At 61.3% G+C, this 16,263-nt stretch carries 14 protein-coding genes and 1 pseudogene; 11 read left to right on the top strand and 4 right to left on the bottom strand.

Annotation, left to right across the window (positions count from 1 at the left end; all coding sequences use genetic code 11):
• Positions 1–134: 134 nt before the first annotated feature.
• Genes BFL40_RS27860 through BFL40_RS27845 form a run of 4 tightly spaced genes read left to right on the top strand, consistent with a single transcriptional unit; the run spans position 135 to position 4,279 of the window.
• Positions 135–1,187 carry an agmatine deiminase family protein gene (locus tag BFL40_RS27860; RefSeq protein WP_071486949.1) on the top strand — a complete coding sequence of 351 codons (1,053 nt, stop codon included), beginning with the start codon at positions 135–137 and terminating at the stop codon, positions 1,185–1,187.
• Positions 1,188–1,191: 4 nt separating this feature from the next.
• Positions 1,192–2,085, top strand: a complete 894-nt coding sequence (gene aguB, locus BFL40_RS27855) for an N-carbamoylputrescine amidase (protein ID WP_071486948.1) — start codon at positions 1,192–1,194, stop codon at positions 2,083–2,085.
• On the top strand, positions 2,082–3,164 hold the full coding sequence (locus BFL40_RS27850) for an extracellular solute-binding protein (RefSeq protein WP_071486947.1): 1,083 nt from the start codon (positions 2,082–2,084) through the stop codon (positions 3,162–3,164). Before aguB ends, BFL40_RS27850 begins: the two co-directional genes overlap by 4 nt.
• Positions 3,165–3,178: 14 nt before the next feature.
• Positions 3,179–4,279 carry an agmatine deiminase family protein gene (locus BFL40_RS27845; protein WP_071486946.1) on the top strand — a complete coding sequence of 367 codons (1,101 nt, stop codon included), beginning with the start codon at positions 3,179–3,181 and terminating at the stop codon, positions 4,277–4,279.
• Here BFL40_RS27845 and BFL40_RS27840 read toward each other — a convergent pair.
• Positions 4,276–4,746: a MarR family winged helix-turn-helix transcriptional regulator gene (locus tag BFL40_RS27840; RefSeq protein ID WP_071486945.1), complete on the bottom strand. Its 471-nt coding sequence runs from the start codon at positions 4,744–4,746 to the stop codon at positions 4,276–4,278. The two genes, BFL40_RS27845 and BFL40_RS27840, sit on opposite strands and share 4 nt — an antisense overlap.
• 276 nt (positions 4,747–5,022) lie before the next feature.
• Between BFL40_RS27840 and BFL40_RS27835 the strand changes: the two genes are divergently transcribed.
• From BFL40_RS27835 to BFL40_RS27810, 6 genes are all read left to right on the top strand, one after another.
• The gene (locus BFL40_RS27835; protein WP_071486944.1) at positions 5,023–8,202 is read left to right on the top strand and encodes an efflux RND transporter permease subunit; all 3,180 of its coding nucleotides are present in this window, start codon (positions 5,023–5,025) and stop codon (positions 8,200–8,202) included.
• Between the two features lies 1 nt (position 8,203).
• Positions 8,204–9,373, top strand: coding sequence for an efflux RND transporter periplasmic adaptor subunit (locus BFL40_RS27830; RefSeq protein WP_071486943.1), 1,170 nt, complete (start codon positions 8,204–8,206; stop codon positions 9,371–9,373).
• A complete protein-coding gene (locus BFL40_RS27825; RefSeq protein WP_071486942.1) occupies positions 9,366–10,811 on the top strand; it encodes an efflux transporter outer membrane subunit in 1,446 nt (481 codons plus the stop codon). Before BFL40_RS27830 ends, BFL40_RS27825 begins: the two co-directional genes overlap by 8 nt.
• 4 nt (positions 10,812–10,815) lie before the next feature.
• The gene (gene yghU / locus BFL40_RS27820; protein WP_071486941.1) at positions 10,816–11,649 is read left to right on the top strand and encodes a glutathione-dependent disulfide-bond oxidoreductase; all 834 of its coding nucleotides are present in this window, start codon (positions 10,816–10,818) and stop codon (positions 11,647–11,649) included.
• A gap of 125 nt (positions 11,650–11,774) precedes the next feature.
• Positions 11,775–12,347, top strand: coding sequence for a DUF2239 family protein (locus BFL40_RS27815; protein WP_071486940.1), 573 nt, complete (start codon positions 11,775–11,777; stop codon positions 12,345–12,347).
• Positions 12,348–12,372: 25 nt separating this feature from the next.
• A complete protein-coding gene (locus tag BFL40_RS27810) occupies positions 12,373–13,728 on the top strand; it encodes an MATE family efflux transporter (RefSeq protein ID WP_071486939.1) in 1,356 nt (451 codons plus the stop codon).
• A gap of 9 nt (positions 13,729–13,737) precedes the next feature.
• Here the strand turns inward: BFL40_RS27810 and BFL40_RS27805 are convergent, their stop codons facing one another.
• Entirely contained in the window at positions 13,738–14,310 is a 573-nt protein-coding gene (locus BFL40_RS27805; protein WP_071486938.1) for a TetR/AcrR family transcriptional regulator, read from the bottom strand.
• A 142-nt stretch (positions 14,311–14,452) separates the two neighbouring features.
• Here BFL40_RS27805 and BFL40_RS27800 point away from each other — a divergent pair, with 142 nt between their 5' ends.
• Positions 14,453–15,625 (top strand): MFS transporter, encoded by a 1,173-nt coding sequence (locus BFL40_RS27800; RefSeq protein ID WP_071486937.1) that lies wholly within the window; start codon positions 14,453–14,455, stop codon positions 15,623–15,625.
• On the opposite strand, the gene BFL40_RS27795 is transcribed toward BFL40_RS27800, so the two are convergent.
• On the bottom strand, positions 15,626–15,991 hold the full coding sequence (locus tag BFL40_RS27795) for a type II toxin-antitoxin system HicB family antitoxin (RefSeq protein WP_071486936.1): 366 nt from the start codon (positions 15,989–15,991) through the stop codon (positions 15,626–15,628).
• Positions 15,988–16,238 (bottom strand): annotated as a pseudogene (locus BFL40_RS27790) (type II toxin-antitoxin system HicA family toxin). The gene BFL40_RS27795 and the pseudogene BFL40_RS27790 overlap by 4 nt, the downstream one beginning before the upstream one ends.
• Positions 16,239–16,263: the final 25 nt, after the last annotated feature.

The raw sequence follows: 16,263 nt of genomic DNA, 5'->3' as shown, positions 1-16,263 counted from the left end.
ATTGATAAGCTCCTCTAATCAGTTTTCTACAAAATCCATCGTTTGTTCGGCCTTAATCGCCAACGTAGCATGCATGCCAAGACTCCGTGGGCAGTTTTCACTGAACACAATGACTTAACTCAAAGGTACTTGTCATGCAGCAGAATACAATTCGAAGCGATGGTTGGTGGATGCCCGCGGAGTGGTCCCGACATGCAGCGACCTGGATGGTCTGGCCGCATAACCAGGCACTGTGGGAATCCACCTGGGGCGTGACCTTGGCACAGGTGCAGCAGGATTTCGCGCGAGTGGCCAACGCGGTTGCTCGGTTCGAACCGGTGAAGATGATCGTCGATCCGTCGGCGGTCGCCATTGCCAAAGCCTTGTGCGGCCCAGGCATCGCGCTGATCGAGCAGGCAGTCAATGACAGCTGGTGCCGCGACTCTGGCCCGACGTTTATCTGCCATCCGCAACACGGTGCGGCCGGGGTGAGCTGGCGCTTTAACGCCTGGGGCGGCAAGTCGGCGCATGACCTGGATGAGAGCTTGGCGCGTCGGGTGCTCAACCACCTGGGCCTGGAGTGCTTCGGCACGCCGCTGAGCAATGAAGGCGGTGCGATCCACGTGGACGGCGAGGGCACGTTGATCACCACCGAATCGGTGCTGCTCAATCCCAATCGCAATCCCGGCATGAGCAAGGCCGAGATGGAGGAGATCTTCGCGCGTCTGCTGGGCATCAAGAAGACCATCTGGCTGCCTGGCGACCCGGATTACGTCACCGGCGACATGACCGACGGCCATGTCGATGGTGTGTGCGCCTTCGCTCGCCCCGGGGTGTTGTTGGTCGATGCCACCCACGATCAGCAATCGGTCTACGCCCAAGTGGTGCGCGAGAACCGTCGCGCCCTCGAATTGGCCACTGACGCCCAAGGCCGTCGCTTCGAAATGATCGAGCTGTACGAAGCCACCGACGCCGTCGACACCGAGGCTGAAGTGTTCTGTGCCTCCTATACCAACTTCTACATCGCCAACGGCGCAATCATCATGCCGGCCTATGGCATTGCTGCCGACCAGATCGCGGCCGACGTCTTGGCCCAGGCGTTCCCCGGTCGCGTAATCGTCCCGGTGCAGATCAACCACCTGGCACACGGCGGTGGCGGGGTGCATTGCATCACCCAGCAACAACCTGCCTGGCCACTGAAGGGGTAATGCCATGACCGTATTAACGATTGCTACCACCCAGATGCCCTGCACCTGGGATTTGCCGGGCAACCTCGACCGTGCCGAGCAACTGGTGCGGGAGGCGGCGGCGAAGGGCGCCCAGGTGATTCTGCTGCAAGAGCTGTTCGCCACGCCGTATTTCTGCATCGAACAGCACCACAAGCATTTGGCGCTGGCCGAGGAATATCAGCACAGTCACGTGCTCCAGCGCTTCGCCGCGTTGGCAAAGGAATTGGGCGTGGTACTGCCGTTGAGTTGGTTTGAGAAAGCCGGTAATGCGTTCTTCAATTCCCTGAGCGTGGCCGATGCCGACGGGCAATTGCTGGGCGTGTATCGCAAGACCCATATTCCCAATGCTATCGGCTACCAGGAGAAGGAATATTTCAGCCCCGGCGACACCGGTTTTCGGGTCTGGGACACCGCGTTCGGGCGCCTCGGCATCGGCATCTGCTGGGACCAGTGGTTCCCCGAAACCGCGCGCTGCCTGGCCTTGCAAGGCGCTGAAGTATTACTGTTTCCCACGGCCATCGGCTCGGAACCCGGCTGTGCCAACCTGGACTCCCGCGACCATTGGCAAATGACCATGCGTGGCCACGCGGCGGCGAACATCCTGCCGGTGGTGGCGGCCAACCGCGTCGGATGTGAAGTGGCGACCACCGATTCGAGCCTGCAAATGAACTTCTACGGTTCCTCGTTTATCTGTAACCACAAAGGCAAGCTGCTGGCCGAGGCTGATCGCGACAGTACCGGCGTGCTCGTGCACAGCCTGGACCTGTCCGCCATGCGCGAAGAGCGCCTGACGTGGGGCATCTTCCGCGACCGCCGCCCGGAAATGTACGGCGGCCTCTTGACCCTGGACGGGCGTCAATCGAGGACCTTGGCATGAAACGACTTCTTTGCTGTGCATGGGTCCTCACCAGCGTCTGCGCGTCGGCCGATGACAAAACCTTGAAACTGTACAACTGGGCCGATTATTTCGCCGCCGACACCTTGTCCAAATTCACCGCCGAAACCGGCATCAAAGTGATCTATGACGTGATGGACGGCAGTGAAACCCTGGAAGCCAAGTTGATGGCCGGCGGCAGCGGCTACGACCTGATCTTCCCCGGCGACACCGTGGCCGAGCGCTTGATGCGGGCAGGCAGCCTGCAACCGCTGGACCCTGCAAAGCTCACCGCGCTGGGCGATATCGAGCCGGGCTTGCAGAAGCTGCGCACCCACTATGTCAATTCGAACAAGGCCACGGTGCCCTACACCTGGGGCACTATCGGCTTGACCTACAACACCCAGCAGATTGAACAGCGTCTGCCGAACGCGCCGGTCAACAGTCTTGACCTGCTGTTCAAGCCGGAGCTGGCAGCCAAGTTCGCCGACTGCGGTATTTCGCTGATCGATTCACCGGATGAAGTGCTGGCGGTGGTGCTCAACTACCTGGGCCGCGACCCGCGCAGCGCCAAGCGCGAAGACCTGGCGGCGGCCAGCGATTTGCTGCTCAAGCTGCGCCCGTACATCCGCAAGTTCCAGTCGCAACCGGTGACCGACCTGGTCAACGGTAACCTGTGCCTGTCCCTCGGCTACAGTGGCGACATGACCCAAGCCCAGCGCGCCGCCGATGCTGCCGGCAAACCGGTGACCTTCGGTTATCACATTCCCCGTGAAGGCACGACGGTGTGGATGGACACCATGGCGATACCGGTCGACGCCCAGCACCCGGAATACGCCTACGCCTTTATCAACTTTGTGATGCGCCCGCAGAACATGGCCGCCATCACCAACTTCACCGGTTACCCCACGGCAAATGCCAAGGCCCGACCGGACGTGGAGGCGAGCATGCGCGACAACCCCGACATCTACCTGGATGCGGCTACCTTTGATCGGCTGATTGCCGGCAAAGATATTTCCCAGGCCGATATGCGTGCACGTATGCGCGTGTGGACTAAATTCAAGACAGCAACCGTCAAGTAAGTGCAGAGGATTTCATGCCAACCCGTCGAACCTTCATCAAACAAGCCAGCGTGGTCTGCGCCATGACCTTGATCACCACCCACGTACGAGCGGCCGTCAGCGGTCGCTTCTACATGCCCGACGAGGGCGAAAAACATCGCCAGGCCTTTATCGCCTTTGGCGCCCAGGACGCCATCTGGGAAGACTTCACCGCCGACGTACAAGCCGCCCTCGGCCGTATCGCCCGGGCGATTGCCGAGCATGAACCGGTTACCGTGTTCTGCCGTGAAGACGAGCGCTCGCTGGCTGAGCAGCATTGCGGCACACGCAATATCACCTTTGTAGAAACCGAGCTGGACGACATCTGGATGCGCGACACCGGTGCCAACTTCGTCATCGACGGCACGGGCGGTCTGGGCGCGGTGGACTTCAACTTCAATGGCTGGGGCAACAAGCAGCAGCACGAAGAGGATGCCCTGCTGGCGGGCCAGATTGCCGAAGAAACCGGCGCAAAGCATATCCGCAGCGAACTGGTAGGCGAGGGCGGTGGGATCGAGGTGGATGGCCTGGGCACCGGCATCATGACCGAGAGCAGCTGGATCAACCGCAACCGTAACCCCGACTGGAGCAAGGCCGATGTCGAGGCCGAACTCAAGGAGCGCCTGGGTTTGCGCAAGATCATCTGGCTGCCGGGTATCAAGGGCAAGGACATCACCGATGCCCATGTCGACTTTTATGCGCGCTTCGTGTCGCCCGGCGTGGTGCTGGCTAACCTAGACACCGACCCCGAGTCCTACGACCACAAGGTCACCCTGGCGCACCTTGAGATCCTCAAGAACGCCACCGACGCCGACGGCCGCCGGTTGCAGGTGCACACCGTGTCGCCACCGCTGAGCCCGCGCAAAAGCAAGTTCCGCAAAGGCAATGACGACTTCGCTGCTGGGTATATCAATTACTTCGTGATCAACGGCGCGGTGATTGCACCGGAGTTCGGCGACCCAGTGGCGGACCGCAAGGCGTTCGACCTGTTGTCGCAGCTCTATCCGAACCGCAAGGTGGTGCAGCTCAATATCGACGCGATCGCGGCGGGTGGCGGTGGCATTCACTGCGTGACCAATCACCAACCGATGGCTTAGTCATCCTTGGCCAAGAGTGTGCGGGCAAATTCGTCTGAGGCGATAAAGTCCAGGGTCTGGCGCAGCTGTGCCGCCGCTTCACGGCCGAATGCTTGATCAAAGCGCTCGGCCATCTGCACCGAAATACCCCTGGCCGTCGCATGGGTCTGCACGCCGACTTCGGTCAGCAGCACGCGGCGGGTTCGGCGGTCGAGTTCGTCCACCCGCAGTTCCACCAAGCCATCGCGCACCAGCGGCTTGAGCGTGTGGCCGAGGGCGGACAGATCCATCACCAGGGTTTGCGCCAGTTCGCCCATCTTCGGTGTGCCGGCCTTGGAAATCTGGTTGAGCACTGCGTATTGGGTGGCTTTCAGGCCGCAGGGCGCGAATGCCTCGTCATAGATCTGGGCCAGACGGCGGGAGGTGCGGCGTACGGCACCGTTTACGCAGGCGCTGGGGCTCTCGGAGCAAGGCGGGGCAGATTTCAAGGGTAGATACTCTCTGATACAAAACTCGGCGCGGGCGATTATGCCTGCGAGCCCCTTCAGGACAAGGCCTTTCAGACCGAAAATGACCTTCTAGATGAAGACTGAGACAGCTTGAAACAAATTAGTTGCGTACGCCACTAAATTCGATATCGTGGCGTATGCCTCTTTGTGACCCGGATGTCGTTGCAAAATCCCCAGGAAGTGCATGGGGCGAGGCGGGAAAACGGCACGGCTCTGCCTGCTTGAACGTCCAACCCCCTGTCCGGATCAACGCTTATGCTGAGCCTCGTGCGCATCGCATTGCGCCGCCCCTATACCTTTCTGGTATTGGCCATCTTCATTCTGATTATCGGCCCGCTGGCGGCCTGGCGAACGCCGACGGACATTTTCCCGGAAATCCGTATCCCGGTGATTGCGGTGATCTGGCAGTACACCGGTTTGCCACCGGACCAGATGGCTGGCCGTATCACCTCGCCGTTCGAGCGGGTGCTGACCACCACCGTGAACGACATCCGGCATATCGAAGCGCAGTCGATGAATGGCTACGGGATTGTGAAGATCTTCTTCCAGCCTGGGGTCAACATCAGTACGGCCAACGCCCAGGTGACCTCGGTGTCCCAGGCGATCCTGCGCCAACTGCCGCCCGGCACGGTGCCGCCGCTGGTCCTCAACTACAGCGCCTCCACCGTGCCCATCGTGCAATTGGCCTTGTCGGGCCCTGGCCTGAGCGAGCAGCAGCTTGGCGATATCGGCATCAACTCCGTGCGCCTGATGCTCACCACCGTGCCCGGCGCGGCCCTGCCATACCCGTTTGGCGGCAAGAGCCGCCAGGTGCAGATCGACCTCGATTCGGCGCGCATGCAGGCCCGTGGCTTGTCGGCGCAGGACGTCGCCAACGCCCTGGCCACCCAGAACCTGATCACCCCAGTGGGCACGCAGAAGATCGGCAGCTACGAGTTCAACCTACAGTTGAACAACTCCCCGTCGGATTTCCATGACCTGGAAAACCTGCCGATCAAGACCGCCGACGGCACCACGGTGCTGATCCGCGATGTGGCCACGGTACGCGACGGCAACCCGCCGCAAACCAACATCGTGCACGTAAACGGCAACCGCTCGGTGCTGCTGACGGTGCTCAAGACCGGTTCGGCGTCCACCCTCGGCGTGATCGCCGGGGTCAAGGAAAAGCTGGCGGACAACAAAGCCGCGCTGCCGCCCAACCTGAATATCGACCTGATCGGCGACCAGTCGCTGTTCGTGCGCTCGGCCATCAGCGGCGTGGCCCGTGAAGGCCTGATCGCGGCGGTGCTGACCAGCCTGATGATCCTGTTGTTCCTGGGCAGTTGGCGTTCGACGGTGATCATCGCTACGTCGATTCCGCTGGCGATCCTGGCGTCGATTGCCACGCTGTCGGCCCTCGGTGAAACCCTTAATATCATGACCCTCGGCGGCCTGGCGCTGGCGGTGGGGATCCTGGTGGATGACGCCACGGTGACCATCGAAAACATCAACTGGCACCTGGAGCAGGGCAAGCCGGTGGAGACGGCGATCCTCGACGGCGCCGCGCAAATCGTCACCCCGGCGTTCGTGTCGCTGCTGTGTATCTGTATCGTGTTTGTGCCGATGTTCTTCCTCGACGGCGTGGCGCGCTTTCTGTTCGTGCCGATGGCCGAAGCGGTGATTTTTGCAATGATCGCCTCGTTCATTCTGTCGCGGACGTTGGTACCGACCCTCGCCAATTACTTGCTCAAGCCCCATGTGCAGGGCGAGGACGGGCATGCGCCGTCACGTAATCCACTGGTGAATTTCCAGCGCGGTTTCGAACGGCGTTTTGAGGCCTTCCGCGAGCGTTACCACGCGGTCTTGGAGAGCGCCTTGCATCATCGCCGCACGGTGGTGATCGGCCTGCTGGCGTTCGTCGCGGTGTCGTTTGCCTTGGTGCCCTTCCTTGGGAGCAACTTCTTCCCCGAGGTCGACTCCGGGTTGATCCTGCTGCACGTGCGCGCCCCGGTGGGCACACGGGTGGAAAGCAACGCACACCTGATTGCCGACATCGAAAACGCGATCCGCCGCAAAATCCCGGCCCAGGAACTCAAGGCATTGGTCGACAACATCGGCCTGTCCATCAGCGGTATCAACGTGGTGTACAACAACACCGGCACCGTGGGTTCCCAAGACAGCGACATCCAGATCAGCCTGAATGAGGGCCACCGCCCGACGGCGGAGTACATGCGCGAATTGCGCGAAACGCTGCCACGGGAATTCCCTAGCGCGGTGTTCTCGTTCCCAGCCTCGGACATTGTCGGGCAGATCCTCAACTTCGGCTCTTCAGCGCCGATTGACCTGCAAATCACCGGTAATAACCTGGCGGGTAATTACACCTACGCCAGCGCGTTGCTGCGTGATATTCGTCGGGTGCCGGGCGTGGTGGATGCGCGTATCCAGCAATCGCGGCAATTGCCGACGTTCAATATTGACGTGGACCGTACCCGTGCGCAGTTGGTGGGCCTGACCGAGCGCGATGTCACCAACAGCCTGGTGGTCAACCTCGCCGGCTCCAGCCAGGTGGCGCCGACCTTCTGGTTGAACCCGGCTAACGGCATCTCCTACCCGATCGTCATGCAAACCCCGCAGTACAGCCTCGAAAGCCTGGCGGCACTGCACAGCCTGCCCTTGAGCGGCAGCAACGGCGCGGCCACCGACCAGACCCTGGGCGGCCTGGCGAATATCCAGCGCAGCCACAGCAACTCGGTGATTACCCAATCGGATATTCAACCGGTGGTCGAAGTGCTGACCGCGATCCAGGACCGTGACCTCGGAGGCGTTGCCGCCGATATCAAGAAGATCATCGCGGCCCACGCCGGTGAAGTGCCGACCGGTTCCAAAGTGATATTGCAGGGGCAGGTGCAAACCATGAACGCAGCGTTCAGCGGTTTGCTGTTCGGCTTGCTCGGAGCCGTGGTGCTGATCTACCTGTTGATCGTGGTCAACTTCCAATCCTGGAGCGACCCGTTCGTGATCATCACCGCGTTGCCGGCGGCATTGGCGGGCATTGTGTGGATGCTGTTTGTCACCCACACGCCGCTGTCGGTCCCGGCGCTGACGGGGGCGATCATGTGCATGGGTGTGGCCACCGCCAACGCGATCCTGGTAGTGAGTTTCTGTCGTGAACGCCTGGCGGTGCATGGCGATGCGATACAGGCTGCGCTTGAGGCCGGCTTCACGCGATTGCGGCCGGTGTTGATGACCGCCATCTCGATGATCATCGGCATGGCGCCCATGGCCTTGGGCCTGGGGGAGGGTGGTGAGCAGAACGCGCCGCTCGGCCGTGCGGTGATCGGCGGCCTGGCCTTTGCCACCATCGCTACGTTGATTTTGGTTCCGTTGATTTTCAGTCTTGTCCACGGGCGTCGCCAGCACGCCACGCGTGCGACCACCGTTTCCCAAGGGGTTTGACATGTCCGATTCTATTGCTAAACCGAAGTCTTCCCGTGGTCTGCTGTGGTTGATTGTGGGCGGGGTGGTTGTGGTGGTTATCGTCGGTGTCGGCATCGGTGTGCGCGCCAGCGAATCCCGTGACCTCAAGACCTGGACCGATGCCCAGGCGCTGCCCAGCGTCAAGCTGATCAAGCCGGTGGTGCAAGCCCAAGGCCCGGTGCTCAACTTGCCGGGGCGTATGGAGGCCTATTCCCGTGCGTCGATCTTTGCCCGGGTTAATGGCTACCTGAAATCCTGGAATGTCGACATCGGTACTCGCGTCAAAGCCGGGCAAGTGCTGGCGGAAATCGATACCCCGGAACTCGACCAGCAATTGCTGCAAGCCCGTGCCACCCTGGCCTCGGCCCAGGCCGATGCGCATCTGGCTGAAACCACCGCCAAGCGCTGGCAGGCGATGCTGGCGAACGACTCGGTGTCACGCCAGGACGTGGATGAACGCACCGGCGACCTGACCGCCAAGCAGGCCAAAGTCGCGGCGGCCAAAGCCAATGTCGAGCAACTGGTGGCGACCAAGGGCTTCCAGCATCTGGTCGCGCCGTTTGCCGGTGTGGTCACCGCACGCAGCACCGACGTGGGCGCGCTGATCAGCGCCGGTGGCACGGCCGGCAAAGAACTGTTTGCGGTGGCCGACGTCAGCCGCCTGCGCGTGTATGTGCAGGTGCCGCAGACTTTCTCGCCGCAGATCCGCGAAGGCACCACCGCACGCCTCAGCGTGCCGGAATATCGCGGCGAAACCTTCACCGGCAAGGTGATCGCCACCGCCGACGCGGTCAACGCCGCCTCCGGCAGCACCTTGGTGCAACTGCTGGTTGACAACCCGGGCGGCCGCCTGCTGCCGGGCGGCTACACCAGTGTGCAGTTCGACCTGCCGGTACAGGCTGATGTACTGCGAGTGCCGTCCAGCGCGCTGGTGTTCGATGATCACGGCATGCGCGTCGCCACCCTCGACAGCAACGACCATGTGCGCTTCAAGACCATCAGCATTGCTCGCGACTTTGGCGACAGCGTGGAAATCGCCAGCGGCCTGCAAGCCAGTGACCGCGTGATCGATACGCCGCCGGATGGCCTGGTCGATGATGACTCCGTGCAATTGGCTGCCGCTTCAGCCGAGGTCAAACCCCATGGCTAAGCGCACCCTACTGGGGCTGATCGCCACCTTGAGCCTGGGCGCGTGCTCCCTCGCGCCGCCGCTCAAGGTGCCTGAAACACCGACAGCGGCGCAGTTCCATACCCAAGGCCCGTGGACCGTCGGCGCGCCAGACGACCAAGCCAGTCGTGACGGTTGGTGGCGTATCTACAACGACCCGCAACTGGACGCGATGCAACAACAGTTGCTGAAAAACAACCCTGATCTGAGCGCGGCACTCGCGCATTATCAGCAGTCCCAAGGTTATGTGGCCCAGGCCCGCTCGGGGTTGTTCCCCACGGTCTCGGCCATCGGCAACGGTCAGCGCATTCGTCAGTCGGACACCAAGCCGTTGCGTTCGGCCACCTCACCGGATGTCTACAACTCCGCGACGTTGGGCTTGGAGGTCGATTATGAAGTTGACCTGTGGGGGCGCGTGCGTGACACCGTTGCCGCCGGTACCAGCGATTCCGAGGCGGCCAAGGCTGACCTGGCGTCGGTGCGCCTGAGCCTGCAAGCGCAGTTGGCCGACAGCTATATCCGCCTGCGTGGTATCGACTGGCAGAACCAACTGCTGGAACAGACCCGCGACGCTTATGCCAAGGCCCTGGGCCTGACCGAAGGCTTGCACGGCGGCGGTATCGTCTCCGGCCTCGATGTGGCGCGGGCGCGCACGCAATTGTCGACGGTCAAGTCGCAGTTGAGCCAAAGCCAGGTGCAACGGGCGGTGCTGGAGCATTCAATCGCGGCGATGCTGGGTGAGTCGGCGTCGACCTATACCGTCGCCGTGAATGTGGCGCCGATTGCCTTGCCGACGGTGCCGACGGGTGTGCCTTCAACCCTGTTGCAGCGCCGACCGGACATCGCCGCCGCCGAACGCCGTATCGCCGCCGCCAATGCACGTATCGGCGTGGCGAAAGCCGCGTGGTTCCCGCAGATCACCTTGAGTGCCCAGGGCGGCTATCAGAGTGATGAATTCGCCCGCTTGCTGAGCGCACCGAACCTGTTCTGGGCCATCGGCCCTTCGTTGGTGGGCACCCTGTTTGACGGCGGTGCGCGCCAGGCCCGGGTGGATATCGCCAAGGCTGCCACTGACGAGGCGGCCGCTAAATACCGTGGCGTGGTGTTGGGTGCGTTTGAGCAGGTGGAAGACAATCTCTCGCAGATAGTAGGCCTGGGCAGCGCCCTGGATGATCAGCGTGACGCAGCGGCTGCCGCGCAATACGCCGAGGACCTGTCAACGTCGCGTTATCGCCAGGGCGCCGTGGCTTATCTCGACGTAGTGACCGCCCAAGTGGCGGCGCTGGAAGCCAAGCGTGCGGTATTGCAACTGCAAACCCAGCAATTGAGCGCTAATGTGGGCTTGATCAAGGCGCTGGGCGGCGGATGGAGCGTGGCCCAATTGTCCGCGTCGAACAGTATTGAAACCAAGGAGCAGTAAATTTATGACCGACTACGTACCCCCGAAGGTGTGGACCTGGGACACCGAAAATGGCGGCACCTTTGCCAGCATCAACCGGCCCATCGCCGGTGCGACCCATGACAAGGAACTGCCGGTCGGCAAGCACCCACTGCAGCTGTATTCCCTGGCCACGCCGAATGGGCAGAAGGTCACCATCCTGCTGGAAGAGCTGCTGGCCTTGGGGTACAGCGGCGCGGAGTACGACGCCTGGCTGATCAAGATCGGCGACGGCGACCAGTTCGGCAGCGGCTTTGTCTCGGTCAATCCGAATTCGAAAATCCCCGCGCTGCTTGATCGCAGCGGCGCCACGCCGATTCGGGTGTTTGAGTCGGGCGCGATCCTGCAATACCTGGCGGAGAAGTTCGGTGCGTTCTTCCCCACTGAACCTGCCGCGCGCGCAGAGTGCTTGTCGTGGTTGTTCTGGCAAATGGGCAGCGCGCCTTACCTGGGCGGGGGCTTTGGGCATTTCTATGCGTATGCGCCGAGCAAGATGGAATACGCGATCAACCGCTTTGCCATGGAAACCAAGCGCCAGCTGGATGTACTCGACCAGCGATTGGCGGTGAGTCAATACATTGCTGGCGATGCGTACACCATCGCCGATATTGCGATTTGGCCTTGGTATGGTGGTTTGGTCAAAGGTCGGTTGTATGGGGCAGCGGAGTTTCTTTCGGTGCATGAATACAAGCATGTGCTGCGCTGGGCTGATGCGATTGAGGCACGGCCGGCGGTGCAGCGCGGTCGACGGGTGAATCGTGTGTCGGGTGAGCCTGCGGAGCAGTTGCCTGAGCGGCATGACGCGAGTGATTTGGACTGACTGAGCAGGGGGGGGCGGGGCGGTGTGCAGTGAGCCGTTGGAAGTTTCACGACAATAGCCTTGCATACTGGAGAATTCTGGCTAATATTGCCCGGGTATAACTAATAACACCCGGGTAATAAATCATGCCTACGCAAAACGTCCCTCTGTGCACTGCCTTTGTTCGCCACCAGCGCGTGGCGGCCGGTTCCTATCCCGATGTAGCCGTTGCCCTGGCGAGCCTTGAGCTGCCGATGGGCAGTTTTCTGGTCTTCGATGACGTTACCGGCACCCAGGTCGACTATCCCTGGCCCGCGGGTTATGCACCTGAGCAACCGGCACACGCCGAGACCGATGACGAGCCCCCCTCAGCCCCCTCGGTCGGTCGACCAAAGCTGGGTGTAGTCGCACGGGAAGTCACCCTGTTGCCGCGTCACTGGGAATGGCTCGGCCGGCAACGTGGCGGCGCCTCGGCCGCCTTGCGTCGATTGGTGGATGAAGCTCGCACAGTGCACGCTTCCTGTGATCAGATGCGCCAGGCCAAGGAAGCCAGCTATCGTTTCATGAGCGCCATCGGCGGCGACCTGCCCGGTTTTGAAGACGCCTCACGGGCGTTGTTTGCTCAAGCGTCGGCGGACTTTTCCAACAAGATCGCGCACTGGCCGGTGGACGTGCAGACGTACCTGGCGTGGCTGTCGCGCAATGCTTTCCCTGGCTAACAATAATTCCGGGACTCGAACCACCATGCAAGTCACCCAACAACGGCCGCTGTGGCAGATCTACCTGATCTTTTTGGCACCGATGGTGCTGTCCAACTTCCTGCAAAGTTTTTCCGGCACCCTCAACGGTATCTATGTCGGGCAAATGCTCGGTACCCAAGCGTTGGCGGCGGTGTCGGGGATGTTCCCCATCGTGTTTTTCTTTATCGCCCTGGTGATCGGCCTGGGCGCGGGCGCGTCGGTGTTGATAGGGCAGGCCTGGGGCGCCCAGGAAACGGGGCTGGTCAAAGTGATCACCGGCGCCACCCTGACCCTGGGGGCGCTGGTGGGTTTGATCGCGGCCGTGCTCGGCAGCCTGTTTGCTCGACCGGCATTACAGGCGTTGGGCACACCGGTTGATGTGCTCGACGATGCTGTGGGGTATGCCCAGATGATGATGCTGATCATGCCGCTGCTGCTGGTCTTCATCCTCTATACCCAGTTGTTGCGTGGCGTCAGCGACACGGTCTCGCCATTGCTGGCGCTGATGGTCTCGACCCTGGTCGGGCTGCTGCTGACCCCTGCGTTGATTCGCGGCTGGATCGGCTTGCCGCCCATGGGCATTCAAAGCGCGGTATACGCGGGGCTGGTGGGTAACGCGTTGGCGATGCTGTTTCTGATACTGCGTCTGCGCCATAAAAACCATGTGATGGCGCCGGATCGCGAACTGCTCGCGGCCTTGCGCCTGGATCGGGTGATTCTCGGCAAGGTCCTGCGCATCGGCCTGCCCACCGGTTTACAGATGGTGGTGCTGTCGCTCTCGGAACTGGTCATCCTCGCGCTGGTCAACGGCCACGGCTCTCAGGCCACAGCGGCCTATGGCGCGGTGACGCAGATCGTCAATTATGTGCAGTTTCCGGCGCTGTCGATTGCGATCACGGCCTCGATCCTCGGCGCTCAGGCGATTGGTGCCGGGCGTCTGGAACGTATCAGCCCAATTCTGCGCACCGGGTTGTTGATCAACACCTGTCTCACGGGGGGCCTGATCGTGCTCGGCTACCTGATGTCGCACTGGTTGTTGGGCCTGTTCATCACCGACGATGCGGCGCGGATCAAGGCCGAGCATCTGCTGCACATCATGTTGTGGAGCATCCTGGTTTTCGGTTTCCAGGCGGTGGTCGGCGGAATCATGCGGGCCAGCGGTGTGGTGCTGATGCCAGTCGCCATCACGATTTTCTGCGTGCTGTGCGTTGAGCTGCCGATGGCGTACGTGTTCAATGCCCACTTCGGTCTGGAAGGGGTGTGGATGGCGTTTCCAGTAACCTACCTGGCAATGTTGGGGTTGCAGACCGCGTATTACCGCTTGGTGTGGCGGCATAAGCAGATCACGCGGTTGGTGTGAGCGAGGCTCTTATTTCAAGCCCTGCAACAGCAGTTCCAGGCCCTGCAAGCCTTCCTCCAGTCGCTCGCTCGGGTGTTCATCTCGGGCGATCCACAAGGCGGTGTTGACCAGGCTGCCATTGATCAACTGAGCCAATGCGACGCTGGGGCCCTGGCGAATCACATCAGCCTGCATCAAGGCCTCAAGCAGTTGACGCAATGACTCTACGCAGTGCTGTTGGGGCCCTGTGTCTCCCAGCACGGCTGGCGCATCCTGCAACACAATGCGCTGGATTTCGCCATCCTGGGCCATGCGCAAGTAGGCTTGGCAGCGTTCACAAAAACCGGCCCAGGGCTCTTGGGCCTGGTCGGTGATGTTCTGCAAACGCGCGTCCATCTCGCTGTCGAGTTGGGCCACCACGGCCGCCAACAGGCCTTTCTTGTCACCAAAGTGGTGGTACAGCGCACCCCGTGTTAAACCGGCACGGGCGGTAAAGTCGTCCATCGAGGTGTTTGCGTAGCCCTGCGTGGCGAAGGCCTGGCGGGCGCTGGCAATCAGTCGGGCACGGGTGTCTTCGATCATTTCGGCACGGGCTCGGCTCATGGGTAAGGCTCGCAATGGGCAAGTGAATGATTGACATACGTTGCGTATGTTACGCATGATTTGTCACATACGCACCGTATGTATTTTGCCTTGATGACTTCAGATAGCAAGTTCCAGGGCATTCAGGAAGAGGTTAAGCAGGATGGCAAACCCCTACGCCGAGTTGTTCCAGGTCCCTGGCGCTCGAGCTTTTGTACTAGCGGGCATGCTTGCGCGCATGCCGGTGTCCATGACCGGTATCGGCCTGATCACCATGCTTTCGCAGGTGCATGGCGGTTATGGCTTGGCGGGTTCGGTGGCGGCGGTGTTTGCCCTGGCCACGGCGTTTTGTGCACCGCAGGTTTCACGTCTGGTCGATCGTTATAGCCAGGGCAGGGTGCTGCCGATAGCCGCGCTGATCGGCGGCGGGGCCTTGTTGATGTTGTTGCTGTGTACCCGTTTGCAGGCGCCGAACTGGACGCTGTTCCTGTTTGCCGCCCTGGCCGGTTGCATGCCCAATATGTCGGCGATGGTGCGGGCGCGCTGGTCCGAGTTGTACCGGGGGCAGCCCAAGCTGCAAACCGCGTTTGCCCTGGAGTCGGTGTTGGATGAGGTGTGTTTCATCATTGGTCCGCCGATTTCCGTAGGTCTGAGTGTGGTGCTGTTTCCGGAAGCCGGGCCTTTGGTTGCGGCCGTGCTGCTGGCGGTGGGTGTCACGACCTTCGTGCTGCAACGCGAGACTGAACCGCCGGTGCACGAGCACCATGACCATCACGGCCGTTGGCTGATCGCCTCACCTTCAGTACTGATCTTGATGATCCTGTTGCTGGCCATGGGCGTGATTGTCGGCGTGGTGGATGTGGTCAGCGTCGCCTTTGCCCAGCAGCAGGGCCAACCGGCGGCGGCGAGCATCGTGCTGTCAGTGTATGCCATCGGTTCATGCCTGGCGGGGTTGGCCTTTGGCACCCTCAAACTCAAGGCGCCGTTACCTCGGCAGTTTCTGTTCTGCGGCGTGGCCACGGCGTTGACCACCTTGCCGTTGTTGCTGGTGACGAACATTCCCGGTCTGGCTGTGGCGATCTTTATCTCCGGCCTGTTCTTCGCCCCGACCTTGATCGTGTCCATGGCCCTGGTGGAGCGGATTGTCCCACCAAGTCGCCTGACCGAAGGCATGACCTGGCTGATCACCGGCCTGAGTATCGGCGTGGCCATCGGTGCCGCCAGCTCCGGTTGGATGATCGACCACTTCGGCGCAACCAGTGGGTTCTGGGTGGCATTGGTGGCGGGGGCGGTGGTATTGGGAGCAGCAGTGTTGGGCTATCGACGGTTGGGATAGTCAACCAATCGCCGGGCAAGGGTCCGCACTGTGGTGTTGCAGAAATTCATTCAGCGCCTGACGTGTCAGATCATTGAGCGTGACTTTTTTTCGTGTCGCTGCCAGGGCCGCAGCCAAATGCAGGTCATGGCCGACCCTCACGTTGAATGAGCCTTTGCAAGGCTTCTCCGGTGTTTGTCCCAGGGTGTGGCATGTAGCGAGATAGTCGTCTACGGCCTCACGAAAAGCCGCGTCCAACTCAGCGACGGTTTTCCCTTCATAGCTGACCAGCGCCTTGATGAACAGGACCTTGCCGAACAGGCAGTTGTCTTCGAGGCTGGCTTCGATAGAGCCGATGTAACCTTGGTGTTTCAGTTGGTTGTTCACTGAATCAGTTCTCCTGATTTCAATTGTTCGATGATCTGGCGCCGAATGTAGTGTTTCAGTTCGTTGCCGGGGTGAGGCTTGTGCAAGGTGATCATTGCACTCGGGTCGCCGATGTCGAATTTGACGCGGCTTCCAGCCCCTCAATCTGTGTGTAGCCCAGCCGACGCAGCAGCGTTACGAGCTCGGGCCAGGTAAATGCCATGTGCTCATTGAGCAGTTTGGCGAGCAGCTTTTCATTTTTGGACACGGCGTTCCTTTCGTGTAACTAAATT

The sequence above is a fragment of the Pseudomonas costantinii genome (assembly GCF_001870435.1).
GTDB lineage: Bacteria > Pseudomonadota > Gammaproteobacteria > Pseudomonadales > Pseudomonadaceae > Aquipseudomonas > Aquipseudomonas costantinii.
This window is presented reverse-complemented; position numbering and strand designations above follow the sequence as displayed.

What these genes read in the sequence shown, in the direction of transcription:
- BFL40_RS27815 (WP_071486940.1), top strand. Translation starts at nt 11,775, where the DNA reads ATGCCTACGCAAAACGTCCCTCTGTGCACTGCCTTTGTTCGCCACCAG.
- BFL40_RS27810 (WP_071486939.1), top strand. Translation starts at nt 12,373, where the DNA reads ATGCAAGTCACCCAACAACGGCCGCTGTGGCAGATCTACCTGATCTTT.
- BFL40_RS27830 (WP_071486943.1), top strand. Translation starts at nt 8,204, where the DNA reads ATGTCCGATTCTATTGCTAAACCGAAGTCTTCCCGTGGTCTGCTGTGG.
- BFL40_RS27845 (WP_071486946.1), top strand. Translation starts at nt 3,179, where the DNA reads ATGCCAACCCGTCGAACCTTCATCAAACAAGCCAGCGTGGTCTGCGCC.
- aguB (WP_071486948.1), top strand. Translation starts at nt 1,192, where the DNA reads ATGACCGTATTAACGATTGCTACCACCCAGATGCCCTGCACCTGGGAT.
- BFL40_RS27805 (WP_071486938.1), bottom strand. Translation starts at nt 14,310, where the DNA reads ATGAGCCGAGCCCGTGCCGAAATGATCGAAGACACCCGTGCCCGACTG.
- yghU (WP_071486941.1), top strand. Translation starts at nt 10,816, where the DNA reads ATGACCGACTACGTACCCCCGAAGGTGTGGACCTGGGACACCGAAAAT.
- BFL40_RS27835 (WP_071486944.1), top strand. Translation starts at nt 5,023, where the DNA reads ATGCTGAGCCTCGTGCGCATCGCATTGCGCCGCCCCTATACCTTTCTG.
- BFL40_RS27860 (WP_071486949.1), top strand. Translation starts at nt 135, where the DNA reads ATGCAGCAGAATACAATTCGAAGCGATGGTTGGTGGATGCCCGCGGAG.
- BFL40_RS27825 (WP_071486942.1), top strand. Translation starts at nt 9,366, where the DNA reads ATGGCTAAGCGCACCCTACTGGGGCTGATCGCCACCTTGAGCCTGGGC.
- BFL40_RS27850 (WP_071486947.1), top strand. Translation starts at nt 2,082, where the DNA reads ATGAAACGACTTCTTTGCTGTGCATGGGTCCTCACCAGCGTCTGCGCG.
- BFL40_RS27800 (WP_071486937.1), top strand. Translation starts at nt 14,453, where the DNA reads ATGGCAAACCCCTACGCCGAGTTGTTCCAGGTCCCTGGCGCTCGAGCT.